Genomic DNA, 25,239 nt, shown 5'->3' with positions numbered 1-25,239 from the left:
TCGCCTCAGGCTCATCTCGGGGCAACGCTCCCATAGCCACATTCAAAGGAACCTTTCATGTCCTCTTTGCCAATTCTGGGCGCCGCCCTGAAGTACGATGACGTCGTTGCCCTCAAAGACTGGATCTTTGAGAAAGACCGCACATTAGAACTGCAAGATTTTGTTCCCGTCACCGTTCAGGACGAGGATCAAACCGAGCTGATTGCTGCTTACAAAGCATTGCTTGATGGATACGACGGGACTTTTGGCATTCATGGCCCGTTTTTCGGGCTCGATGTTGCCTCTGATGATCCGCTAATCCAGCCAGTGGTGACCAAGCGGCTGCTTGATGCCTTGGGCAAATGCGAGAAACTGGGCGCCACCCATATGGTTGTGCATAGCCCGTTCAACATGTTCCATAGCCTGAACTTTGTGAATTTCGCCTATATGCGTGCAGCGATATTTGAAGCTGCGGAGGCCATTCTCGTCCCTGCTGTTAAGCGGGCCGAGGAAATTGGCTGTTGTTTGATGCTGGAGAATGTTGGCGATGTAGACCCCACTTTGCGCAGTGCACTGGTCTCGGCGATCAACAGCTCTAGTTTCAAGGTTTCTATTGATACCGGTCACGCCCATTTTGCCCATGGGCAATTCAAAGCCCCACCCGTAGCCGACTTTGTTTATATGGCAGGTACCCAGTTGGGCCATGTCCATTTGCAGGATGCAGATGGCTACGCAGACCGACACTGGCACCCGGGTGAAGGCACCATTCCTTGGGGGGGCGTATTCAAGGCCTTGGCCGAGATTGAAGCCGATCCGCGTCTTATTCTCGAAGTGCGTGACCGTCAGGATAAACTGCCCGAAACGGTCGCCCGCCTAGAGGCACTGGGGTTGGCGCAATAAGCTTTATCGTTCCATTTGAGATGGGCGGTGCAGGGTCGTGTGCCGTCCTTCTATGTTGTTGTTTCGATAGCGAGGTTTGCTCGCAGCCAATGCTGTTGTTATCTCTAAAGTATATTCAGCCACTGGACACTGACGCCATCTATATCACGGATATCATCAGGTAACCCGCCCGAGCCTTTGGCCAGCTTTGAGATTTAATCTAGATCACGCAAGCATTGACAAATGGCGGAGAGCTCGGGGGATAGTTCGAACGCTATTTTCGAGGTTTTGGCCGATTGGGAACATCAATTAAAGCACGCTGATATTGATTTTGAGGAGTTGGGCAAATGACCAATTCCAATCCAATTCCTTCAAAACGTCTCTCACCGCTCTCCATCCGTTTGACCGATCAAGAGCGGGATAGTCTCACGCAGCGTTCGGGCGGGTTGCCATTATCCACCTATGTGAAGTCGGTGTTGTTTTCCGACAATGCCGTACAGTATAGAGCCACGCCCAAAACCATCACCTTTGATCGCAAGGCGATTGCTGGTGTTTTGGGTGTCATGGGTCGGACTGGAATTGCGCGCAACTTGGCCGAGCTGTCGGCGGCTGCGCAAATAGGCAATCTCTATTTCGATGATGAGACAAAATCCCGTCTGTTAAACGCATGTGCCGATATTCATGAAATGCGGAACCAACTTCTCCATGCTCTTGGCAAGAGGGGTTGATCAATGATCCTGAAAGGTTCGCAACGCTCCGGCGCAGCGCAGCTATCTGCACATCTGATGAATGCCTATGACAACGACCATGTCACCACATACGAGTTACGCGGTTTCATGGCCGATGATCTGCATGGCGCACTGGATGAAGCCCATGCCGTGTCCAAAGGCACACGCTGCAAACAGTTTTTATTTTCCCTGAGCCTCAACCCTCCAAAAAATGCCTACGCCAGTATTGACGATCTGGTCGATGCTGCGGATCGGGCAGAACAGGCATTGGGGCTAGATGATCAGCCCCGCGCCATCGTCATTCATGAAAAAGAAGGTCGCCGCCATGCTCATGCGGTGTGGTCGCGCATTGATGTGAGCGAGATGAAGGCAATCAATCTGCCGCATTTCAAAACCAAGCTGGCTGGGCTTTCAAAGGAGCTCTATCTCGACCATGGCTGGGAATTGCCGGATGGCCATAAAACCAATGGTTGGCGTGATCCGCTCAACTTTACGCTCGCAGAATGGCAACAAGCCAAACGCATTGATCTCGATCCGAGAGAAATTAAACAAGTCTTTCACTCATGCTGGGAACGATCAGATGGATTAAAAGCCTATGCCTCTGCCTTGGCCGAGCATGGCTATTTCCTTGCACGGGGTGATCGGCGAGGCTTTGTCGCCATTGATCTGCAAGGTGAAATTTATTCCGTCGCTCGCTGGTCTGGTGTCAAAACCAAGGAAATCAAAGCCAAGCTTAGATCGCCCGAAGATATTCCTTCACTCGATGAAGTGAGGGCGCAAATGCGCGCCCGTATCTCTGACAAGATGCAGGGTTATGCGAACGGCATACGCGATCAACAACACACAGAGCTTGAACCTCTCATCGCGCACAAACGAGAAATGGTGAAAGCGCACCGCAAAGAGCGTGCGCTGTTGCAATCAAGACAAGAACAGCGGCAAAAGCGCGAACATAAAGAGCGCGTTGATCGACTGCGTACAGGTTTGATGGGGGTCTGGGACAAGCTGACAGGCCGTGCGGCGGATATACGCAAGCAGAATGAGAGTGAAGCTTACCGCTGTTTCACTCGCGACAAGGCACAGCGCGAGAACCTGTTCAAACAACAATTGAGAGAGCGCCGAGACCTACAACGGCAGTTCGAGCAGAAACGCTCTGTCCATCGGAGCGAACGCGCTGATCTGCGCAGTCGGATCATCGGCATATTGCAACGCAATGAGATGATCTCTGTTCGCCATGAACAACGGCAACGCGCCCGTGATCAATCCCAATCACCGAACATCGGTCGATAAACAAGGAGGAAAAGCTATGCCTGATACAAACTGGATGGCTGAATTGATGACTGGTCTTGAGGAATTGCGAGAGCGCCCGCTTGGAACTGCTGCATGGCACCGCTTTCCAGCCAATGCCTGTCCGCGTTTTAGTGACGGCGATTTCTGGCTGATGCGGGATGATCAGGATCGTCCCATCGGGATCAGGGATGGTCGTCACATCTTCGTCAATGGTGGCGCTCGTGGCGGCAAAGGGGCGTCCGTTATTATTCCCAATTTATCTGTTTGGCAGGGATCGGCGGTGGTGATCGATCCAAAGGGGGAAAATGCCATCGTAACTGCCAGACGGCGCGGCGATGGGTCAGCCTATTGCACCGGACTTGGGCAAAAAATACTTATACTTGATCCGTTTCACACAGTGCACCGCGACGGTGATCAGTTTGGGGACTTGAAGGCTGCGTTTAATCCGCTGGATATGCTGCATCCAGATATTCCGGAATCCATCGATGATGCGGCACGTATTGCAGATGCCATGATCATCAAGGCGAGTAGCGGTGATCCGTTTTGGGAAGATGCAGCACGCACCCTCATTAAGGCTGTGATCTTGCATGTGGTCAGTGCACAAGACTATGAACCTCATCAACGCAACCTCATCACACTGCGCAGGCTTTTGCTCGCTGGCGAAGCGGATATGCGCCGCATGTTGGAGAATGATGCCGCCGATCATATTCCGAGTGGATTTGAACTTCTGTTCGAAGGCATGCGCCGTAATCCGGCCTTTGGCGGTATTGTTGCCAGTAGTGGGGAGCAACTCGCCAATCTTTCCGATCAATCCCCTAAAACCTTGGCTTCGCTTATGCAGGTCGCATCCACCAATACGGAGTTTTTGGATAGCCCAGCCATGCAGGAAGTTCTGACCCGATCTGATTTTGATCTGTCGGAACTTAAGCTCAACCCCAACGGCGTGACCCTTTACCTCAGTCTCCCGCAACGCTTTATGACCACGCATCATCGTTGGTTGCGAATGATGACCAGCATGGTCATTACTGAGATGGAACGGATTAAACAGCAACCCGCCTGCGGGCATGCTGTGTTGATGGTGCTGGATGAATTTGCAGGGCTGGATCGTATGCCAACGATTGAGAATGCAGCGGCCCAGATTGCAGGGTTTGGCGTGAAGATGATGTTTGTGACGCAAACGCTCGTGCAGCTCAAATCCGTCTATAAGGATAATTGGGAGACATTTCTGGCCAATTCTGGTGTGCGATTATTCTTCGGCAATGATGACCACTTCACCCGCGATTATGTGTCAAAACTGATTGGGGAGCATGAAGTGATCCGTACCGCAAAAAACAATAGCCGCTCCAACGGATATACATACGGAACAGGCAGCTCATTCTCGGAAGGGTTCAGTACCAGCAAGGGATATGGCGAAAACTCCAGTTCCACATGGGGGCCGGGAATGCAGGGAAGTTCACAACGTGGTCACAGCACCAGTTCGACCACTACAAGAACGATGACCACGACCACCTCCAGAAATGACTCGACAACCAGAACCACCAGTCAGGGCGAAACTGAAAATATCCATAAACGACCCTTGCTGACACCGGACGAGATCGGGCGGGCATTTGGAACCCGAGAAAACCCAAGGGCGGTTGCACTCTTATCTGGAGAGCAGCCCTTGCTGCTCAAACGCTGTGCGTATTATTCTGACCCAGTTTTTGCTGGTAAATTTGATCCGCATCCGGATCACAAGAAGCCCAAAACCCTTTATGTGCAGCAAGTGGAACGTAATGAGGCTTTGGCGCGTGAAACACAAAAACTCATCAACGATATAAGCGCAGCAGACAGGCGCGCGAAGCGGCTTGAATGGGAAAAGTGGAATAAAGAACGCATCAACAAAATTAAGCATAGGATCAAGGTCGCAATCCTGACCACTGCCGCATGGGGATCAGGGTTTGGGGTCTTACTGCTTGGATCGGCCATTGGGTTTTTGCAAACAGCGCCAAAGCATCTCAACCCTGTGCAGGCATTGCTACAATTACCTGTCACGGATTTACGGGCAATGTGGGGTCATTTGGTGACGGGGATGCCTGCGCTTATCTGGATTGGGTCTGTCGTCATGCTGTTCATCGGAATAGGTCAGACATGGAAGCACCGTGCCACTCTCAAATCTCGCATTGAAAAGCGCGTCTTCGACCAATAAGTCCGTCACATAAAACCCGACTGAAACTCAGTCGGGTTTTACAGTTCGTGATCCTTGTCAGACTTGGTTTTATTGAACTGAGCAGAGCGATCCATCGCCTTGCGGCGTTTAATGGCCTCGACACGATCCAGTCCCTCATAATGTAAGAAAGCTTGCCGATCCGGCCCTTGGCGCATCGCGCCTTTCGGCGCGAGAATAGGTACGTGCTTATGCCGCCTGATATTGCGCAAGATATGCGGAGATTCAACTTTTTGTGGTTGTCGATCCAGCGGCGTTTGAGATGTCTTGCCGCGTTGAAACGCAACGCGCAAAAATGACAGATCAGCCTTGCCCGGTCCGTTTGATCCATTCCCCTCAGCCATCTTCTATGGCCTCCTGTGCTTGAAACAGAGAGGATTATTCTATCTGGAGGGCAATGGTAGTTCTCGGGTAATTATGGGTAAAATGGTGTGAGAACGTAGCAATGACATTTCGCGCTGAATATAGACTGCATGTGCGGGTATTGGCTCATGACTTTGCCAGAACTCGTGCATTAAAAATGCAGCACCGAGCTCTGCGATAACTTCTTCAATTCGTTGCGTAATTGGATCGGAAAAGCATTCACTCAATCTATCCAGTCTGTGTGCTGCCCCTGTCCAATGAATGAGTTCATGGAACAGTGTTCTGTAATAGGCCTGTTCACGGGTCATATTTGGCGTATCGAAGAACAGCCCATCTGGTGGCATAACTATGATGTCTTGGTTCGCATCATATTCAGGCTGTTCACCGTCATGTCGGATCACCGCACCAGTCTTTGCAACGAACTGATCTGCGTCTTCATTCCGTCGAATAGGACCAAAATCAACAGCACGGCTTAACACCTCCCAGCGAGGCGGATTATCAATCAGACGCATTCTAGTCCGACCGATGCCCCAAAAATCTGGGTCATAATGCGGAACAGGTTGGGTGAGCAGTTTTTCGATAATTTGCCTAAATCGAATAGGAATAACAGCCTGAGAAACGCCACGCTCACCGTTCAACAAATAGGTCACGGCAGTGAGGCTATGCAGGCAAAGAGCATTCAGATCAATTTTTGACAAACCTATTGCTCAACGGCCTGCCACTTCGATCCAGTTTTTTCGAATAACAATGATTGATCGCTTTGCGATTTGACCTCATTTGTATCGGCATTAACCAGTGTCACCTGAAACCTACAACGGAATCGGTTCCCCTCGACTGGCGTGCAATCATGTTTTTTGACCTGCACCTTATCTGGCTTTTGTTCACGGCCAGTGGCATTTGACATGACCTTGGCATATCGCGCGTTCGCTGTAGCGGCCAATTCGGCAATCTCAGTTTCCGTAGGGCCGCTGCCTGAACAGCCTGAAAGCGCTGTGAATAAGAACAGCGTGCTAAAGGTTTTTAGAGAATCATGAATCGTGCGGGTTCGGCAAAGAAACGAAAGGGTTCCCTTTTGTTGCTACTGCTGTAATTTCGAATTACGCTTGAATTTACCATAACACAACGCTGTAGATCAGGCATATCCGTCTCTAGCTCAAGGAAATCAGCCCATGCAAAAGGGAACCCTTTTGCATGAGAAAAATTCACGATATTTCGTCCACAATTAGCTTAGTTGATCAAGGCGAAAACTCTAGGTCATTCTTCGACGCGCAGCCCAGACTTTACGCATGAAGGTTGGATATGTGCGAGTTTCGGATTTTGATCAGACTGAGGATTTACAAATTGATGCTCTGAAAGCAGTCGGTTGCACTGTCATCTATGGCGATCATGGCGTTTCTGGTCGTGTGATAAAACGCAAAGGGCTAGATGAGCTCCTGGCTTCCCTAAACAGCGGCGATACTCTGGTGGTTTGGAAGATTGATCGCCTTGGGCGATCCACAGTGCATTTGCTCCTGCTACTTGACGAGCTACGCAAACGCAATGTGGACTTCATTGCCCTCACACAAGGGATCGACACAACAACGGCCATTGGCCGCATGGTCTATGGTCAGTTGGCGGTGTTTGCCGAATTTGAGCGCGAGCAAATCCGTGAGCGCACAAAGGCGGGAATGGAAGCCGCACGGCGGCGCGGCGTGCATATTGGCCGTCCGCTTAAACTGACCAGAGCGCAGGTCGAACATTCGCGAGATTCAATTGAGAGCGGCGAAACCATCTCGTCGATGGCCAAGCTTTTCGGCGTGGCGACAGCTACATTAAGTAGAGCATTATCGAAATAACGATCAGTCCATCCGGTAGATGAGGTTCTGACCATCGATTGTCGTTTCGCAATAATCTATGGCCAGATCACGGGCGATAGCATCATAGTCCAGATAATAGGCCAAACGATCAGGGATTTCCCCGAACAGCCCTTCATCAACAAATTGTTCGGCCAATTCACGCATGGAATCTAGTTTATAAATCTCAATGTCAAAAATCGATGGATCGCTGGCATTCAGATCAAAACTATATCCACCTTCACCCACGGCAATGATGATTGTCCGCTTGTCGTCTTCATCCCATTCATCCAGCTTTTCGATGACTGTGAAGATATTGGCCTGATTGATGCCGATGGCTTTACACACTTCCGCATCGATCATTTCTCCGTCGATAAATTGGATTTCAAATTCCTCGACCGGATCGCCGTAGTCATTACGAAGTGCTGCGCTCTTTGTGCGGAATTCCTCTTCCGTTTCAAAATAGAAGCCGTTTGCTGAAATATCATAAGGTTGGGCGTAAAAACTGTTCATCTCCGTTGTTCCTTCCGTGAAGATAAGGGTTGCTCATGCAACCCCTGCCTTCCGGCGAGGGTGGGTGTGCAAACGGAGGCAAAAATCGATGGCGGGCGCAAGGGTTAACCCTGAGCCTCGGGAGACCATCTATTTTTGTCGAAGTGCGCTGAGGGCAAAGCCCTAAGCCTGCACGCAAGGGATCGAAGCCGAATGGCCGAAACTACAGGTTCGGTTCACGAGAGCCCGGACCGAAGGATGCGCCGAGTTATCAGGCCTTACTGAACTGTGGACAGCATAGTTCGTGCTTCGCGGGCTTCTTCGGGATTGAACCAAGGCAGAGCTAGCATCATATTTCGTCAAAGACGCCATCTAGCCGGTGCTTCCAAGCTTCATGTATTTGGACGCGACTAAGTAGCTCTCTTCTCTCCGAGGAAAAAAATAGCATCTGCACATCATTGAAGCCCCTTCGTACTGCCGTGCCGAGGCATTCCACTAACTGGCGATCCAGATTCGATTGCTGCTCGAACGGGTCTACATCCTCAACCATATGCGCAATTAGTCCGACAGCGAACGAAATGCCACGCGGGATAATCGTACCAACAATTTCGCGCGCGCGCGGGCACGCTTTTTTCGTAGCTGGATCCGCCTCTGGTTCACCTCCGAGAATTGCCTCTATCTCCCGGAGCGGCTTTCCGCTGACCCATGCAATCAAGGCCTCCTTTAGGACTGCCAAGTCTTCTTTCTGAAGTTCGGCAGTCTTAGATTTACCGCAGGAAGACAAAATTCTTGCTTTAATGTCGCCGAGGATTGCTGCCCGCGCGTTTTCGTCCTCTTGCAGCCATCTGATCATCCATTCGAGCCAGTCGGTGACATTCGTAGGAAGAGAGCCGATGTCGTTTGTAATTCGAAGCTTCAGATCAATCAGCAATTTGGCGGATAATCCGCTCTGTGAGGATAGAAGCGCGACATTCTGATCGACATCTTCGACTTCTTCACCTGTGATAGCTTGCCTTAAAGTCTCAACTTTAGCATCAAACGCTTGTGCGTCCTTTCTGCGCTTGGCGGCAAACGCGCCCAACGACTTCCGCAAATCAAAAAGATGCGTCGCGTCGCTGACCTCATCCATGCTCCGAAGGATCGCCATTCGATTGATTGTGTAACTGACATCGGGATCAATCGCTTGACCTTCCATTAGGCGGTCTAGAACGATTTCGAGAGGATCAGCAACCGTCACACAATGATCATTTTCAGGCAAAACGGCTTGAAGCTTTTGGACCACGTTACCGTCCAGGGGCTCTCCCTGCTTAAAGGAGATGATTGGTTCGGGAATCAGTAATACCAGTCCATTAGCGAGATGGCCTGCTCGGCCAGCCCTAGCCGCCGCATTCAGAATTTCATGGGCTTCGAGGTCTTCGCGGCCACCTTTGACTGTGTCAGCACGCTTATCGCCAGCCAAGATTGCGAGTTGTGCTGGCAAGTTGAGCCCCTGCGCCAAAGTTGGTGTTGCGACAATTACCTGCGCGCCGTTAGGGCGCTTAAACATACGCTCTGCAATATCGCGCTCAAGTCTGAGCATAGCCGAATTGTGAGGTACTGCCGACGTTGGTCCAGATAGAAGAGAATGTTTCAGATTGCCAAGCTCGGCTTCAAGCGCATCCCACCGGGCCTGCTCGTCTAGGCTAATATCGACTTTCTGGGAAAGCAGGTCTGACACTTCATTTGCGACAGAAACCGCATCTCGCTTGGTGTTGACGAAGACGATTGTCTTAAGACTGTGCTGGGCTGCAGCAGCCGCGAGATCGATAGCTACCTGATTGGCGTTAGGCGTGAGTTGGAGTGAGCCATATTTAATATGACCACTGAGCGTAACTCGGCGTTCAAGAAGCTGTGTCGTTATGCAATGAGCTATCGATTCTTCCAGAGACAACCAATTATGTTGAAGTCCCCAAATGGCATAGGGGTTTGCTGTGAGCTGCCTTTTGGCGGGTGCTCGTAAATCTTTTGCCTCCTTCTTCTTTTTCTTGTTTTCCGCAGCCTGAACTTCAAGTGCGCGATTGCGGGATTCAGTAAGCTGACTGTCGTCATATATAATAACGCCGCGTGCCTGGCGACTCGGCTTCCACAGCAGATCGACGGCTACTGCCTTGCGTCCGGTGAGTTCTCCAAGCCATTGAGCTAACTCTTCGCCATTCTTGAGCATGGCAGACAGGAAGAGAATATCAGCGTCCGGCGCGACGTGACTAAATCCCAAAACGCACAGCATCGCATCGAGAGCGCGGCGTATTTTTCCCGTCTCGGGGCTGAGAAGATGGCACTCGTCAAATACAAGTAGGCCTACATCCTTGAACGCATCAGCGGCAAACGAGAGCATGGCCAAACACCGTTCGGGCGTCATAACCTCGATGTCCCGAAATACTGCGTCCTCTTGCATCAGCAGATCGAAATCGCTTGAAACTACTGATCCGAGTAGTTCGCTGGGGAACATTTCCTGCAAATCTTCGGTTAGTTGATCAACGAGAGCATGTGTGGGAGCGAGGAAAGCAACCTTCTTGCCTCTGGCCAGGACACCGGCAATTTTTAGTGATGAGACGGTCGTCTTACCAGCGCCCGTGGGGAGGATCACAACGGAAGAAACTCCGGTCTGATGGAATTCTTGGTCGATAGCCTGGCGATGATTTGACCAAAGGTATGGGAACTCCGCGGCTCGGAACCGGAGCCACTGTTCCCAGACCTCAGAATTAGAGCCGGACGGGACTGGCGTGTTGAGTAGGCTTGCCTCAGGTACCGACCTCGCCACTGCTAGCAGCAGAGAGGCGAGATGATATGGTCCCGCATATGAAATAATCAGCCCGTCAGGGGCATCGCTGACGATACCGTCGGCGGATGATGAAATCGCGAGTACACGCTCGAAGGCGTTCTGGGGTGTATCAAACCGGAGACCTGTTTGTTCGGGAGTGGCCACGCGAAGCATCTGCGCCGCCAGCATTTCAATTCCAGTGGAGAGTGCTTCAAGGAGCGCTGCAAGTGCCCGGAAGTCCAAATCGACATAAGTGATAGGCCGACGCCATCGTGCGGCACGTTCCAAGATTTGAGTCAAACGTCCTTTTGCGAGGTCTACGATATGCTCCGAAAGTATAGTGGCCTCATAGATTTGTCCTACTCGACCTGTCTGGATATTGGCGGCGGCCTCATTGGCATCGGCATATTGCTCTGATGCGAGAAACAAAATTGCTGCGGCCAGACTAGGGTCAAGCCGATCCCGATCAATATTGGACGGCAACTCCTCTTCGGCGTTCGTTACCAATTGGCGTCTGGCGAGGATTTGTTGCGCCGTAGCTGCAACAAACGCTGCCGCCGCGCGTGCCGAATCTTCCGGCTGCAGCGAAGCGACAAGTTCATAGGTATCAGCAATTCGTTCGAGACTCCAATCGTCCTCTTCGTGACCGGTTTCCACTCCGGCACCCCTGAGACGCATCGACGCCAGTTCAGCATAGTGCCTAGTAAGAATGGCAGGCAGCTCATTGGGGTTTAGGCCCGGCAGCTCTGGTGCTGATCTCAGAAAATTGGCTGTAGCTGCATCAAACATTAGCGTCTCCGTCGTTGAGAGCTTCGAGATAGGCGACGGCCTTTTCCGCTAACTGGTCGAACCAGCCTCTGAGTTTAGGGGAAACGACTAGACATGCGCCCAATCGTTGGGCCTGCTCAATATCGCTAATTTCATCGTACCCAGCGAACAACTTGTTTCGGCCATCGACACTATCAAGTTCGTTCGTGATCGCAAAAGCGGCACGGTAACGCCTCTTGGTTCGATCTGTGACAGCTGCGGCAAGCTTGGCTGCCGCGCCCTCATCAATACCTGCCTTGCCGAGCAAAACGGTCGCTGCGGCGACGATCTCGGCGCTTCTTTTGTTTTCATGACGATCACGAAAAGCGGGGATCACCTTGTTCTTGAAAGTCGAAACGGGATCATCGCTACACTTGTCTTCGAAGACTGTGGTTCTGTCGATCTGAGTCTTATCGATCGACAATTCGAGCATTAGTCCATCGAGTCCCTGAGAGGTGGCGCTCACGTGGGGATCTTTCATGTACGCCGCTTTTCCGTAGACCTGACGCGCAGCAACCCACGAGATCGCTTCGAACATGAACCCATCCCGCTGCCAACGGGGATAGCCAATTCGCGGCTCTTGCTTCTTTTCTTGGACCGTCAGCCTAATTTTGCCTTCAGCCCTTAGTTCGGGAATGGTGAAAGCTGGCGTCGCTGGGAGTAGTTCGGAGAGAATGTGGCTTGCTTGTGCGGCTTGCCCCATTGCGATGATAGCGATCAATCGCGCGAGTTGTTCATCATCAAGAACCCGCCAACGTTCGCCGGTACAATCTTTATTGATCGGGCACGCCCCTGTGGCGAGCGGAAGCACTGATGCATGATGGGGCTGTTCAACTTCGCTTCCATCAACTTCCATTTTCATCAGGACCGCGCTTCTCTTAAGGCTCGATTAAAGAAGTGCCGCGTTGCCTTATCCCGCGCCTCAGCGTCAGTGAGCACGATGTTCTTCATCTCGTTGTCGCGCTGGAACATGCGGATCGCGCCTTGAAAGAATGCGTCTCGAAACGCCGCATAAACTACATCAGGCGGATTGTTTCGCAGCATTTCCGTCATATCCTCGTCCATGATATCGCGATTGACCTGCTCGAAACGGATCATGTCAGCTTCTGAAAAATCTGTGCCGTGGCGGTCGTTGAAGGCCCGAACGATTTCAGACAGTTCCTTCTTCTCGTCTTCTGTATACGGCTTAGCTCCGAACTCGCTGATGGCTTTCAAAGCCTCGGTGTCGCCCGCGCTGAGCGATGCACTGCCTGCTTCTTTCTCTACAACTTTGAAAGCCTGAAGTCGGAGCATCTCATCTGTAATCTCGATCTCGGGCGGCACCTCGCGGTTGGGCAGAAGTCGAGCCAGCCAATTGCCATAGTTGGCAAGCTTCTCAAGACTTGTGTCTTGCAAACGCATGATCTGAGCGATGAAGCTGTAGAAGCGTCCAAAGCTCTTAAGGAGCTGGCGGAACTCTTCTTGCCGCCCCTCATCGTCATCTGCTTCGAAGCGCGCGACAGCATGCTTGACGAGGCCTTCGAGTTGAGCGCGGTCAATGCCACTAAGCGGCCCTTTGAAGTAGGTCTGCGCGAAACGCTCGATCTCTTCCTTATCAAGGTAACCAAAGCGATAGAGCCGCCCTTCGAGATCGTATACCATGTTCGGATCGGACATGGCCTCGACGGTTGTCGCTTCGAAGAATGGTTTGAATGCGGCCTGAATGTCTTCAATCGTATTCTGAAAATCGAGAACGAATGTCTGATCCTTGTCTGCTCGGGTGCGGTTCAGCCGAGATAGTGTCTGCACGGCCTGTAGGCCCGCGAGCTTGCGATCTACATACATGGCGCAAAGCTTGGGTTGATCGAATCCCGTCTGATATTTCTCGGCGACAATCAGGATTTGATAAGTCTCGGGGTAAGGCGTGCCGTCTGGCTTAAACCCGTTGAAGCGTCCAGGAAGCTCAGTTTCAGAGAAGTCGTTCAGATCAGCTTCCGTGTAAGTCTCTCCGTCGAGTTCAAGATCGCCAGAGAATGCAACGAGTGCTTTCAGCTCTCCGTAGCCCTGCTCGCGGATATACTTCTTCACCCCAAAATAATAGCGTAATGCGTGCTCGCGGCTTTGGGTGACAATCATGGCTTTGGCCTGACCGCCAAGCATACCCAAGACATGGCGACGGAAGTGCTCAACAATAATCTCGACCTTCTGGCCAATGGCCGTCGCGTGAAGGTTTGCGTATCGCGCAACTTTCCGTTGGCCGTGCCGCCCGCTCAGCTCGGGATCATCTTCGATGGTCTTTTCAAGCTGAAAGTAGGCTTTGTAGGTCATGTAGTTCTGGAGCACGTCCAGAATGAAGTCCTCTTCGATAGCCTGCCGCATCGAATACAGATGGAACGGGTGAGGCAGTCCGTCAGGGCCTTTCACACCGAACCGTTCAAGCGTGACGTTGCGGGGCGTAGCCGTGAAAGCGAAGAAGCTGATATTGGACTGTGGCCCGCGAGACTGCTGATATTCTGCAATCAAGTCCTCGATATCGTCGCTCGATGAAGCTTCGCGCGTAAGCGCATCTGTCATTGACTGCGCAGCCTTGCCGGACTGGCTTGAATGGGCTTCGTCGATGATGACAGCAAAGTTTCGCTTGCTCTGACCCGAGAGAGCCTTGAGGTGATCGGTCGAAAACTTCTGGATGGTCGTGACGATGATCCGCGCACCTTTGGCGATAGCGTCCTTAAGCTGACGGGATGTACCGTCGATCTTCTTCACGACGCCTTGCGTCTGTTCGAACTGCGAAACCGTGCTTTGAAGCTGGCGGTCGAGAACGATGCGATCCGTGACGATGATCGCAGTGTGGAACACTTGAGCGTCATCTACATCGTGCAGATTGATCGCATGGTGAGCAAGCCAACCAATCGTGTTGGACTTACCGGAACCCGCCGAGTGCTGAACAAGATAGTTCTGCCCTGCGCCGTTCGCACGGGCACGAACCATGATTTTCCTGACCGCGTCGAGCTGCTGAAAACGCGGGAAGATCATCACTTCGTTCTTGCCGCTCACCTCCAACGTTATGAACTGGCCGATGATGTCGATCAGGACCGAGCGGGAGTAGATGGCCGACCCCCAATCGCCATCGGTATAGAGATAGGCGATGCGGTGTTCTCCCTCGACATCGGGATTGCCTGCGCCACCGTTACGGCCCCGATTGAACGGAAGAAAACGAGTTTTGCCGTTTTGCAGACGCGTGGTCATCGACACATTGTCTTCATCGATAGCGAAGTGAACGAGTGCGCCCCGCTTGAACGTCAGCAACGGCTCATTCGCAGGCGAGCGATCAGTGCGATATTGCTTTTCTGCATGCCTGAACGTCGTGCCTGTCAGAAGGTTTTTGGCTTCAATCGTTGCAACGGGCAGCCCGTTTAGGCAAAGTACGACATCAATTCGGTTGCCGTGCCTCTGGCTATAGACGACCTCATCCATCACACTGAGAATATTCGCTTCATACTCATCTATGCGTTTGGGCTCCAATCCGCTCGCTGGACGAAAATAGCAAAACACGAAGGGAATCCCTGGAACAATCTTTAAGCCCTGACGTAGTACATCCAGCAGCCCCCGATCCTTGAGCGCCTTGTCGAGCTGTTTAAACAGAACATCTTCGGCTGAACCCGAATAGTGCTGCTCAAGCTTTTCCCATGATTCCGCCTGCGTCTCTTTAAGAAATCGAACGACAAGTTCACGGTCCATCGCCAGCGGCTTGTCGAAGTGGATTTCACCTGCATAGCCACGGCTTTTCTCGGAACCGATGCGACGAAGATAGCCTTGGGTTGAAACAAGGCATTCGATTAAATGCTCCTGAAGTACGTCTTCTTTATGAACGTTCGATGCAGTATGTTGGATCATTGGGACACCTCCTCCAGCAAACTGGCCGGGTTCCAAACACACTTTGCAATCTGGCGGTAAAGTTCCCCCCGTGCATCAATGCTCGTCTTCTTAAATTCAGTTATTGGTTCAAACGGTAGTTCGCGTTCGCCGACAAAACGCATAAAGCCGGGATTATGCTTATAGCAATTGGGATTAAGTGATTTCGCCAAAAGGTTCTGCGAAAAATAGTGCCCCAGCTTGTCTACATAGGCTTTGTCGCCGTAGCTGGCATTAAAAGACTTTGGCAGGAGTAACAGGCCGCCAATCCGGTTCCGATGTTCGGCAAAATCAGCGGGGTGTTCAAACTCATCCGTATGGCGCGCAAAATGGTCGGCCCAGATATGCTCGACTTCATAAGTAACCCCACCACCTCCGATATATTCTTCAAAACGTGACGCCATGCCAGATTCCACTTCGATGTAGTCGGTCATTCTGGCAAGCATGCGGTGGAGAACCTTCCGGTTCTGTTGATGCAAATAGAGGCCAATCCCTTGGCGATGGTATTCGCTACTTACGTCAAAATTCTCTTCTTCGGTTTGCAGCTTCTGGTAAAGAAGTTCAGCAAGCTCTGCTGAATTCAGCCCTCGAATATCGCGCATGACGAGGAACATTGCATACTGCATTGTCGAGTAGGCAATGCTCCGGAAATTCCACTGTCGCCAAGTGAGCAGAATATCGAGAAATTTCGCGGTGATGCGGATTTTGCGATCAATCTCTGCTGTCGTATCGGTCGGTCTTAGTGGTGCCAGCAGAATCTGATACTGCTGAGTGAAGCCGTTCCTAGCATTGTAGCAAACGTGCTCAAGCCCTGACGTAATCTTGGCCGATGCATTCAACAAGCGGAGATACTGTTTCGAGTAGAAATCGAAATCAGTATTCACGAATTTCAGAAAGTCAGACGGCTTTTCTAAACCTACCTGACGGCGTGAATCCCTCAGCCAGCGGTGATATTCTGTACCAATACGGTCGAAATCCTCCTGCCTTGCGCCCTTCTTGCGCTCGCGAATTTTCGTTGCGTATTGACTGCGAAGCCATGCCTTAAAGAAATCGGCATCTCCCTCCTTGTCCCAATCCACAAGGTCGCGAATGCGAGCCTTCCAGCGGCTATTCACATCGACACGAGCATCTTCATCGATATTCGCCAGAAGGTAACCTTTCAGCATGTCGGTCGGGCTAAGAGAAAGCCCTCGATCATTCATTGTCTCGAATATCGTATAGGCATCGTCATCGGAGTAAGCGGTGATCTCGACCAAGTGGACGTTCTCTAGCATCCAATCGATAAAATAAGGCAACGCCTTGTCGCGCAATTCTTCGGGGAACGCCGCATCAATGTCCTGATACCGGTCATAGAGATTCTGGACAGACTCCAGCGCGTCGGTGGTGTCGAACGCCTCTCCTTCAAATAATGCCTCCATACATGGCGACCGCTCAGCAACATCGAGATTGAAAGACTTTTCGCCAAAGCGTTCTGAAAAAATGAGTTCGTCGATCTGAACTTTGTCTTCACGACCACGCTGGAGGTTGTGCAGTAAGATTAGAAACAGGGAAAGGCTCGTTAGCCGTTGCTGGCCATCAACAATGTAATTTGCGCTTTCTTTCTTGCTAATGATGATCGAACCAAGGAAGTAGTGGGGATAGTCGGCCACTTTCTTTCGTTCGTGCGACTCGTCGTACTCTTCAAGGAATTTCGTGACGACGTCATTCACAAGCTCAGCAGCTTGCTTCTCGCCCCATTTGTACTCTCGCTGATAATAATCAATCGAATATTTAACGCCCTTCAAGAGCTCACGAACAGTCTTCGCGTTTCCGAGAATTTTTCTCATGCGCGCGCCTCCCGAAGAGACATTTCTTCTTCGATCTGATCAAGGCGACGGTCGGTCTGCCCTTGCTTACCCCAGGTCGCCATATCGATTTGGCCCGTGACGGCGGCGGTGACCAGGGCTGTGCGGAACTCACGGAGACCGTTGATTGACTTTGTGGTTGTGTCCGTAAGCAGCTCAAGTTTCGAAAGGCGTTCTTTTGTACATTTAAGAATCTTATTCATTTCGCTTTCTGGTGGCATTGCCACCGGAAACTCAGAAAGGTTCGTTTTTGAAATCGACGCAAGGTTCGTGCTCTGATTGCTGTAGAAATAAAAGAAGTCTCTCGCGTATTTTGCGTTTGTTGCCAAAGAAATCCATTCCGCCTGTTTCGCGACAAATGGCGCTACCGCAAAGACATGATTTTGATTAAGGCAGGGTTTGAAAGGTGCATGCCATACAGCCCCCCGCCCAAGCTTGTCGTTGTCACCTCCCTCATTCATAAGAATATCACCTGCGCACAGTGAATAGCGCGAAACTTCACTTTGCGTTGCTTCAATCTCTGCTACATCGGAAAGATCGACCCAGCCTGCCTGTACGTTTGCGACGCGCAGATAAGGTGTCGCCTGCGTTGGCGTATCCTCGGGTATAGTCCGACCTAGAGTGAGCCCACCTCTAATTCTTCCTAGATGCTTGAGCCGCGTTACTTTCCAGCCGACAGGAACGCGCGGCAGGAAGCGCGATGAGGTCTGATCAAGGTCGAATCGTTCAGGCAACCCAACAGTGACAGCCTTGGAGATTACTCCTGACTTTTGCTCCGCTAAAAGCCCCACCAATTTCTGCTTCTTCTTGATCAGTTGGTCGGTGCGAGCAGTTTCGCGGTCGAGAAAATCCGCGATGGCTTTCTGGGTGCCTGATTCTGGCGTTGAAATCCAATCATTCGGAAAGTCTGAAAACTTGATCGACTGCCGAACGCCCCCGCCCAGAGAATAATAGTATTTTGCCAGATCGAGAGCGAGAAACGCGTAGGCCCAGAAGCGAGGATCATGTCCCTTCTCAAGCTCCAAAGCATCATATGCTGACGTAATGATCCCGCGTTCTTTCACCAAACCTTGTCGAAGGCTGCGCTTGTCGTTCTGAAGGTCGGTGAGTCGCATGACGATGTTGCCCGGCTCAACGATTTGGTAGGTCTCGAAACTCTCAGGCAAGAGCCCTTCAGCCGCATCAATGCTTTTCGGGATAATCCTGCCGTAGCTCAGCGAAAGCAGATTGTCTTCCTGCATTCCAATGTTCTTGAAACCCTTCCGCACCCGAAGAACGCGGTGCAGCTTGTTCAGGCTCCATTCAGCGGGCGGTGGTGACGAGTGGACACGTTCCTGAAGGGTGATCACGCTGCCACCTCCTTCAAAAGCCCAGCGATCTCCGCTTCGAGCGCTTTCAGTTCGGCGTCGATTTGTTCGAGCGGGCGTGGCGGGATGTACTGGTAGAAATACCGGTTGAAGTTGATTCCATAGCCGACGCGCCCAATCTCGCCGTCGCGGGCATCCTTGTAGCTTTCATCGACCCAGGCATCCGGCACGAAAGGCTTCACCTCTCGTTCCATGTACTCTCGCCAGTCTTCCGCGAGAGGTACCAGTTCGTGATCCCGCAGATCGGTGTCAGGTTCGGGATTACCCTTCTTATCAGTACAAATGTCGGCATCTTCGTCACGCTCCGAAAGCGCGGATAGGATCGCTTTCTTGATCGGTGCGCCGATCTTCATTCCCGTCGTTTTTAACGCTTTGGTCAAAGCTTTCTCGAAGACATTCCGATTGGTGAATAGCTCGTCGCCCATCGCTTTAAGTGCAGCCTGAATGGTGTTCTGGTCGACCTCGTTCAACTTTGTGTAGGGCTTGAAGTCACTCAGGCGTGCCAGCCGTTCGTTCGACACCTGAAAATTTAGCGTCAATGGACGCTCGACGCGAATTTCTCGGTAGCCGAAGTCGGTGGTCTCAAAAATCTTTGAAACATCATTCTGACCGCTCTCACCATTGAGGAAGTCGGCGTAGAGACGGACGATTTCCGCTCGCGCCTCGTCAGTAATTTCGCGACGTTTGGAGCCTAGGGACTTGCGCATGCTCCTCCAGAAGCGCTCGCCAGATGCGTCGATGAGCTGGACTTTGCCTTGGCGGTTCTTGGGCTTTAGATTGGTCAACAACCAGACATAGGTTTGTATTCCCGTATTGTAGAAAAGGTCAGTCGGCAGCGCGACGATTGCCTCGACCCAATCATTCTCCAGCATCCAGCGGCGGATTTCACTCTCGCCTGATTGTGCTCCGCCTGTGAAGAGTGGGGAGCCATTCATGACGATGCCGATACGCGAACCGTATTCGTCGTCGCGCATCTTGGAAATCATGTGCTGAAGGAACAGAAGCTGGCCGTCCGAGATACGCGGCGTACCCGCGCCGAAGCGCCCCTCCATTCCCATGTTCTCGGCTTCCGCCTTGATCGGGTCTTGATATTTCTTCCAATCCACACCGTAGGGCGGATTGGAAAGCATGTAGTGAAACTTCTTGCCCGCATGCGCATCCTGCGTAAGCGTATTGCCGAAGGCTATCTGTTCGGGGTCGTGACCTGTCACCAGCATGTCAGATTTGCAGATGCCGAAGGATTCATCGTTCAGCTCTTGACCAAACAGTTCCACGCGGATTGAGGTGTTGAATTCCTTCAGCGCCTCCTCAGTAAGTGCCAGCATGCCGCCTGTTCCACATGCAGGATCATAAACCTGACGAATGATGCCGCGCCCTGTGAGCTTCGCGTCGTCGTTGGCAATGAGCAGGTCAACAATCAGGCGAATGACTTCGCGAGGGGTGAAGTGCTCCCCCGCTGTCTCATTCGAGATTTCCGAAAAACGACGGATCAACTCCTCGAAGAGATACCCCATCTCAATATTCGAGATTATCTCAGGGTGCAGATCTACTTCGCAAAAACGCTCGAATACGTTCCAGAGTATGCCGCCGTCTTTCAGGCGCTTGAGCTGATCGGTGAATCGGAACTTGTCCAAAAAGATATCGCGTACATTCGGAGAGAACTTGATGATGTAGTCGATAAGGTTCTGGTGGAGCTGTCCGGGGTCCTGCCCCTTCAGGCTTTCAAAGGTGAAGCGCGAGAGGTTATAGACTTTCACGTTGCCTCCGACCGCACCAAAAAGGATCATATCGCGGGTTGCTTCGTCGGCATTCTCAGGAAGCGTTTTTTCGGCCTCAAGAACGGCCTGCTTACTGTTCTCTAGGAGGCAATCAAGGCGACGAAGCACGACGAACGGCAGGATGACCTTACCGTATTCAGACTGCTTGAGATCACCGCGTAGAATTTCGGCAATCGACCAAACAAAGCCGCTCAGATTCTTAATGTCGCTCACGAATGCCCCTTTTGTTTATTGACCGCCTCCGTGTCGTTCGCAGCGGTGTTTTCTTCAATGTATTGCCGCATGAAGTCACGAATAACCTGAGCGGCAGGACGGTCTTTCGCCCGACACATTTCAATGAACTTGTCTCGAAGGTCGCGCTCCACTCGGATGCGAAACCCAGCATCTTTTCCCGTCATTAGGGCAGTGTATCCAATGTGACCACAAAGTGAAAGGCCAAAGCCTTCACCAGCGGTACATAATACGCTTTCATATCCACGGATGCGCACTTGGTGAGTAATCAATCGGCGATGCGATTGTGTGGCTGGGTGAGGCTAAATGCCGATAGTCACACCAAAGAGGCCGGAGGGGATGCAACGGGGAACGCGCCAGCGGGTTCCCCTTGCCAAGAGGTGTGGTACTACCACACACATCTTGCAGAACACACGAAGCTGATCAAAAGCTGAGAATGATCTTTTATGACACGGTTCAAGCCACGGTTCATGAACCTGTCCGCACATACCAAATTCAAGTCACGGCAACGGGACTTTCCACATATTCCTTTAGCAGGCCGAGCATCGATTCAGATTGATGCTTCAATTTTACACCGGCCTGCCTGACGCAATAGCGTCACGGGTGGGTGAAAGGGCCGACAACATTGTTGGCGGGGGCTATTCCTTAAACATTACGTCGATCCGCAATATCTGCCATGTCGATTGCAGTTCGTTCAATGCTACCGCAAACTCATCCATCAGCATGTCGTCAATCTGCCATTTTCCTGAAACTTGCCGCCCAAACCGGAACAATAGCTCATCAGCTGAAACGACGAACACGAATTTATGGCGGCGTGCTTGTTCGCGCTCAATGAGTGGCGCAAGCGATCCTTGATCATCTACAGGAGCGAGATTGGAACCTTGTGACAACGACATGAAGGTGTTGTTGGTATTCAGTATCAAGGGTTCCCATTGTGGGGTAATGCGCTGAAAGCCTATGACATGACAGGGCTCGGGAGAATTGATTTCGAAATAGAACTCTTCCTTCAAAGGCACCACGGTTTTAGAGAGTGGGTCGTGATCTACCAGTTTGGAAGGAACCGCTGACTCCGCTGGTCTCAATAGGTCAGGCATTCTGAGAGGAAGCGGAAAAACCTCTTCGAGTTGTTCTGGTTCCATATCCTGCGGTTGAACCAAGCGGATATCAACCGAGCCAAAAATGCCCTTGTCCAGCACAAGGCCATCCCAAGTGATGGGAGGCAACCCATTGGACCGATTGTTGGTGAGTGAATGAAGCCGAGAGGCGCGCCTTTCCTGATCGTCCTTTTCGTCGGCTAACTTCATCAACTCCGCGTTGAAATCACCAATTACCTTGGGGCGGTGCTCCAACAACCACTCGTAAACGAGGCAGGCCTTTTCTTTGCTAAGCGTGCCCTTGCCAAGGTTCTTGAAGTCATCCTGGCCGACGACTCTTCCGTTATAGGCTGCTTCAAACAGTGTCTGCCAATGGCGATTGCCCCGAATAAGTCGCTTGTCTGTTCTGAGAAAGCGCTTGATGACTTGGTGCAACAAAGTCCTTTCCGCAGGCGTTAAGTTCTCAAAATCAGTCATATCGAATTACCCAGATTACCTATTTTACCTTCGTCTGCTCTACAGCCCTTAGTTACTGTTTATCTGACTCCTTTGTTCGGTACATAGCGAATAATTTCACAGAAATACTTTGCATTTTGGTGCGGTAATCCGTTAGCTTGTTCTCTATATGTTCCATTTTAAGAAAAGGAGCCGAAACGAAAAATAGAGGAGAAAACAAGTGGACCAGACGCCAGACCCAACCATCACGACCCCGACCGCCCAACCCATCACATTCAACGCCGAAGCTTTTGCGCATTATCTGGATGAGTTCCAGTTATCCGATCACGAAGTAGCAGAATTTCTTGAATGTTACTGGAATCTCCTCGTTCAAATCGCTGATTTTGGCTTCGGAACACATCCATTTCAATTAGCATCTGGCGACAAAGCCTCAGTTCTTGATATTCTATTGCTGTCTATGGCTGAAGCACATGAGGAGGACGGAGCTAGCAATGAATGAACAAAAAGCGCCAAAGCCGCAAAAAGCCGTCATTTACGCCCGTGTATCTACCCCAGCCCAGATGAAAAAAGGGCACGGCATTGAGTCTCAAAAGACAACCTGCCACGACTATGCACGCCTATATGGGTATGAAGTCATTGCCACATTTGAAGACAAGGCAACTTCGGGCAAATTGCTAGACCGTCACGAAGTGAGAAATATGCTGCGTTTTGTCAAGAAACACAGTCGTGGCGGTGAGGTTGTGATTATCATTGATCACATCTCCCGACTGGCGCGTGAACTAAAAACACATATCGAACTACATGAAGCTATCCGCAAGGCCGGAGGGCGGCTTGAAAGTCCGACGATGGAGTTTGGAGAAGACCCAAATGCCAAACTTATCGAAAACCTTATGGCTTCCATCATGCAGCATCAGCGTGAGCAGAACGGTGAACAAACCGAGCGCCGTATGCGGGCAAGGCTGAGCAACGGCTATTGGCCATTTATCAACTGCATTGGCTATAGGTTTGAGTTAGTGCCCGGTCGGGGTAAAATGCTGAAACGCGATGAACCCTATGCTTCGATCATTCAGGAAGCTCTAGAAGGGTACGCTTCAGGACGCTTCCAGACCCAAGCAGAAGTGAAACGGTTTTTTGAAAGCCAGCCTGATTTCCCAAAAAACAAAAAGGGCGAGGTTCGCAATCAGCGGGTCAACGACATTCTGACCAAGCCCATATATGCGGGATATGTTGGAAAAGCTGAGTGGGATATTCCTCTGCACAAGGGGCAGCATGAAGGGCTGATTGATTTTCAGACCTTCCAACGCATTCAAGATCGCTTGTTGGGCGGCGCAAAGACCGCCGCACGCCCTGATATCCGCGCCGACTTTGCGCTTCGCGGGACGGTTTCCTGTGGCTGTTGCGGGAAGCTTATGACCTCTTGCTGGTCTACCAGCAAGACAGGTAAGAAACACGCCTATTATTTTTGTTTCTCAAAAGGGTGCCCTGAGTATCGCAAATCCATTCGACGCGATGTCATCGAGGGACAATTTGAAGAATTGCTCGCCGAGCTTTCGCCCGGACCTTCGCTCGTGAAGCTCACCAGAGCCATGCTCAAGAGCATTTGGGATCAACGGCTAGCGCAAGCCCATGAGATCAAGAAGCAGCTTGTCACGCAGGTGAAGCGCCTTGATGTCCAGATTGAGAACTTCATGGATCGTATCGTCGAAACGGATTCAAAGCCGCTCATTGCTAAATATGAAGACCGCGTCACCGCACTCCATAATCAAAAACTGGTATTGGAAGAAAAGGCGCAAAAAGCAGGCAAGCCGCAGGGTACATTCGAGGAGATTTTCGAACTCTCACTGCAATTCCTAAAAAACCCAGCAATACTATGGGCTTCGGGTCAATTGGGAGTGAGAAAATTGGTCTTGAGACTCACATTTGCGGACAAATTAGAGTTCTGCAGGAACGAAGGTTTTCGAACCCCAAAAACCACCTTGCCATTCAAGGTGTTAGGGGGTGTTTCACTATCTGAAAAAGAAATGGCGGAGAGAGAGGGATTCGAACCCTCGGAACGCTTGCACGCTCAACGGTTTTCGAGACCGCCCCGATCGACCACTCCGGCACCTCTCCGCATATTTTTGGGCGGAACCGTGGTGATCCATAGGCCCAAAAAGGTGGTCGGACCATACACAGCCCCATCAGCAAGCTCAAGCCACAAGGAAGAGAAATCCCCCGCCCAATGCACATAGCACGCTCAAATTCAGAGTAGACGACTTCAAACGCCAAGCAAGCAACCAGATCCACTCATCCAGTTGCGGTTGAGAACGGCTGAAAATAGCCCTTTTGCCCCAGCTTTTTCTTGACTCTGCATCACGTCTCATTATAGTGCGGCTCAAGTCATGGCGTGGGGAAGCAACCCGCGCCTATTTGCTTGTTCGCTTTGAAATCGACAACCATTTGATTGAAAAGCGAAATCTGGCATCCCATTCACTGACTGATAAAAGACGGACCCATTGACATTATGTCTAGGAGCCCGGACGGAACGGAGATAAAAATGTTCGCAGTCATCAAAACCGGTGGTAAGCAGTATACTGTTTCCCCCGATGACATTCTGAAAATCGAAAAGCTTGACGGCGAAGCTGGCGACACTGTTGTGTTTGACAGCGTTCTGCTGGTTGGCGGCGAAGGCGACGCACAAGTAGGCGCTCCTCTCGTGGACGGCGCAACGGTTGCTGCAGAAATTGTTGATCAAGGCCGCGGCCGCAAGATCATCATTTTCAAAAAACGCCGTCGTCAAAACTCACGCCGCCGCAACGGTCATCGTCAACACTTCACTTCAGTCAAGATCACCGAGATCCTGACGGGTGGCAAAGCTCCTTCCAAAGCTGCGAAAAAAGCAACACCAGCTAAAAAAGAAGCAGCCCCTGCCGAAGAGAAGGCTCCAGCCAAAAAAGCTCCGGCCGAAGGTGCAGCGCTTTTCACAGCACCGGCAGGTGACGCAGATGATTTGAAAAAAATCTCTGGTGTCGGACCGGTTCTTGAAGGTAAACTGAACGCTCTGGGTGTGACCCAATTCGCTCAGGTCGCAGCTTTCTCTGCTGATGACATCGCCAAGCTTGATGACGCGCTGAGCTTCAAAGGCCGCATCGAACGTGATAACTGGCTCGAGCAGGCTGCTGCTTTCGCTGCTGAAAAATAGTTTTTGGATCAACCTACCAAGGGTACT

At 51.3% G+C, this 25,239-nt stretch carries 18 protein-coding genes, 1 tRNA gene and 1 pseudogene; 8 read left to right on the top strand and 12 right to left on the bottom strand.

Annotated elements, in window-relative coordinates:
- The first annotated feature begins 57 nt into the window (after window positions 1-57).
- The 4 genes from C0081_RS16310 to C0081_RS16295 all read left to right on the top strand — a co-directional run bounded on the left by C0081_RS16310 (window position 58) and on the right by C0081_RS16295 (window position 5,058).
- Window positions 58-879: a sugar phosphate isomerase/epimerase family protein gene (locus C0081_RS16310; protein ID WP_101534874.1), complete on the top strand. Its 822-nt coding sequence runs from the start codon at window positions 58-60 to the stop codon at window positions 877-879.
- Between the two features lie 326 nt (window positions 880-1,205).
- Window positions 1,206-1,586, top strand: coding sequence for a hypothetical protein (locus C0081_RS16305; RefSeq protein ID WP_101534873.1), 381 nt, complete (start codon window positions 1,206-1,208; stop codon window positions 1,584-1,586).
- Window positions 1,587-1,589: 3 nt separating this feature from the next.
- The gene (locus C0081_RS16300) at window positions 1,590-2,873 is read left to right on the top strand and encodes a relaxase/mobilization nuclease domain-containing protein (protein ID WP_101534872.1); all 1,284 of its coding nucleotides are present in this window, start codon (window positions 1,590-1,592) and stop codon (window positions 2,871-2,873) included.
- Between the two features lie 16 nt (window positions 2,874-2,889).
- The gene (locus C0081_RS16295) at window positions 2,890-5,058 is read left to right on the top strand and encodes a type IV secretory system conjugative DNA transfer family protein (protein ID WP_180966928.1); all 2,169 of its coding nucleotides are present in this window, start codon (window positions 2,890-2,892) and stop codon (window positions 5,056-5,058) included.
- A gap of 38 nt (window positions 5,059-5,096) precedes the next feature.
- On the opposite strand, the gene C0081_RS16290 is transcribed toward C0081_RS16295, so the two are convergent.
- Window positions 5,097-5,420 carry a hypothetical protein gene (locus C0081_RS16290; RefSeq protein ID WP_101534870.1) on the bottom strand — a complete coding sequence of 108 codons (324 nt, stop codon included), beginning with the start codon at window positions 5,418-5,420 and terminating at the stop codon, window positions 5,097-5,099.
- Between the two features lie 39 nt (window positions 5,421-5,459).
- Window positions 5,460-6,137: a zincin-like metallopeptidase domain-containing protein gene (locus C0081_RS16285; protein ID WP_101534869.1), complete on the bottom strand. Its 678-nt coding sequence runs from the start codon at window positions 6,135-6,137 to the stop codon at window positions 5,460-5,462.
- Between the two features lie 588 nt (window positions 6,138-6,725).
- Between C0081_RS16285 and C0081_RS16275 the strand changes: the two genes are divergently transcribed.
- Window positions 6,726-7,274, top strand: coding sequence for a recombinase family protein (locus tag C0081_RS16275; protein ID WP_101534867.1), 549 nt, complete (start codon window positions 6,726-6,728; stop codon window positions 7,272-7,274).
- A 3-nt stretch (window positions 7,275-7,277) separates the two neighbouring features.
- Here the strand turns inward: C0081_RS16275 and C0081_RS16270 are convergent, their stop codons facing one another.
- The 9 genes from C0081_RS16270 to C0081_RS16230 all read right to left on the bottom strand — a co-directional run bounded on the left by C0081_RS16270 (window position 7,278) and on the right by C0081_RS16230 (window position 22,052).
- On the bottom strand, window positions 7,278-7,784 hold the full coding sequence (locus C0081_RS16270) for an antirestriction protein ArdA (RefSeq protein WP_101534866.1): 507 nt from the start codon (window positions 7,782-7,784) through the stop codon (window positions 7,278-7,280).
- Between the two features lie 328 nt (window positions 7,785-8,112).
- A complete protein-coding gene (locus tag C0081_RS16265) occupies window positions 8,113-11,352 on the bottom strand; it encodes a DEAD/DEAH box helicase (protein WP_101534865.1) in 3,240 nt (1,079 codons plus the stop codon).
- On the bottom strand, window positions 11,345-12,232 hold the full coding sequence (locus C0081_RS16260) for a hypothetical protein (protein WP_210200530.1): 888 nt from the start codon (window positions 12,230-12,232) through the stop codon (window positions 11,345-11,347). The genes C0081_RS16265 and C0081_RS16260 overlap by 8 nt, the downstream gene beginning before the upstream one ends.
- Window positions 12,232-15,243 carry a type I restriction endonuclease subunit R gene (locus C0081_RS16255; protein ID WP_101534864.1) on the bottom strand — a complete coding sequence of 1,004 codons (3,012 nt, stop codon included), beginning with the start codon at window positions 15,241-15,243 and terminating at the stop codon, window positions 12,232-12,234. The genes C0081_RS16260 and C0081_RS16255 overlap by 1 nt, the downstream gene beginning before the upstream one ends.
- Window positions 15,240-17,087, bottom strand: a complete 1,848-nt coding sequence (locus C0081_RS16250; protein WP_101534863.1) for a DUF262 domain-containing protein — start codon at window positions 17,085-17,087, stop codon at window positions 15,240-15,242. The genes C0081_RS16255 and C0081_RS16250 overlap by 4 nt, the downstream gene beginning before the upstream one ends.
- A complete protein-coding gene (locus C0081_RS16245) occupies window positions 17,084-18,454 on the bottom strand; it encodes a restriction endonuclease subunit S (protein ID WP_101534862.1) in 1,371 nt (456 codons plus the stop codon). The genes C0081_RS16250 and C0081_RS16245 overlap by 4 nt, the downstream gene beginning before the upstream one ends.
- Window positions 18,451-20,463 carry a type I restriction-modification system subunit M gene (locus C0081_RS16240; RefSeq protein ID WP_101534861.1) on the bottom strand — a complete coding sequence of 671 codons (2,013 nt, stop codon included), beginning with the start codon at window positions 20,461-20,463 and terminating at the stop codon, window positions 18,451-18,453. Before C0081_RS16240 ends, C0081_RS16245 begins: the two co-directional genes overlap by 4 nt.
- Window positions 20,460-20,648 carry a hypothetical protein gene (locus tag C0081_RS16235; protein ID WP_101534860.1) on the bottom strand — a complete coding sequence of 63 codons (189 nt, stop codon included), beginning with the start codon at window positions 20,646-20,648 and terminating at the stop codon, window positions 20,460-20,462. Before C0081_RS16235 ends, C0081_RS16240 begins: the two co-directional genes overlap by 4 nt.
- A gap of 471 nt (window positions 20,649-21,119) precedes the next feature.
- On the bottom strand, window positions 21,120-22,052 hold the full coding sequence (locus C0081_RS16230) for a hypothetical protein (protein ID WP_101534859.1): 933 nt from the start codon (window positions 22,050-22,052) through the stop codon (window positions 21,120-21,122).
- 199 nt (window positions 22,053-22,251) lie between these two features.
- Here C0081_RS16230 and C0081_RS16225 point away from each other — a divergent pair, with 199 nt between their 5' ends.
- Together C0081_RS16225 and C0081_RS23785 are read left to right on the top strand one after the other, a co-directional pair.
- Entirely contained in the window at window positions 22,252-22,530 is a 279-nt protein-coding gene (locus tag C0081_RS16225) for a hypothetical protein (protein ID WP_101534858.1), read from the top strand.
- A pseudogene (locus C0081_RS23785) lies at window positions 22,502-23,557 on the top strand (recombinase family protein); the annotation flags it as partial. The gene C0081_RS16225 and the pseudogene C0081_RS23785, both read left to right, overlap by 29 nt.
- Window positions 23,558-24,053: 496 nt before the next feature.
- Here C0081_RS23785 and C0081_RS16215 read toward each other — a convergent pair.
- Window positions 24,054-24,143, bottom strand: a tRNA-Ser gene (locus tag C0081_RS16215).
- 424 nt (window positions 24,144-24,567) lie between these two features.
- Here C0081_RS16215 and C0081_RS16210 point away from each other — a divergent pair.
- The gene (locus C0081_RS16210; protein ID WP_101534857.1) at window positions 24,568-25,212 is read left to right on the top strand and encodes a 50S ribosomal protein L21; all 645 of its coding nucleotides are present in this window, start codon (window positions 24,568-24,570) and stop codon (window positions 25,210-25,212) included.
- Window positions 25,213-25,239 lie beyond the last annotated feature (27 nt).

The sequence above is a fragment of the Cohaesibacter celericrescens genome, assembly GCF_002866925.1.
In the GTDB taxonomy this organism is placed as follows: Bacteria; Pseudomonadota; Alphaproteobacteria; order Rhizobiales; family Cohaesibacteraceae; genus Cohaesibacter; species Cohaesibacter celericrescens.
This window is presented reverse-complemented; position numbering and strand designations above follow the sequence as displayed.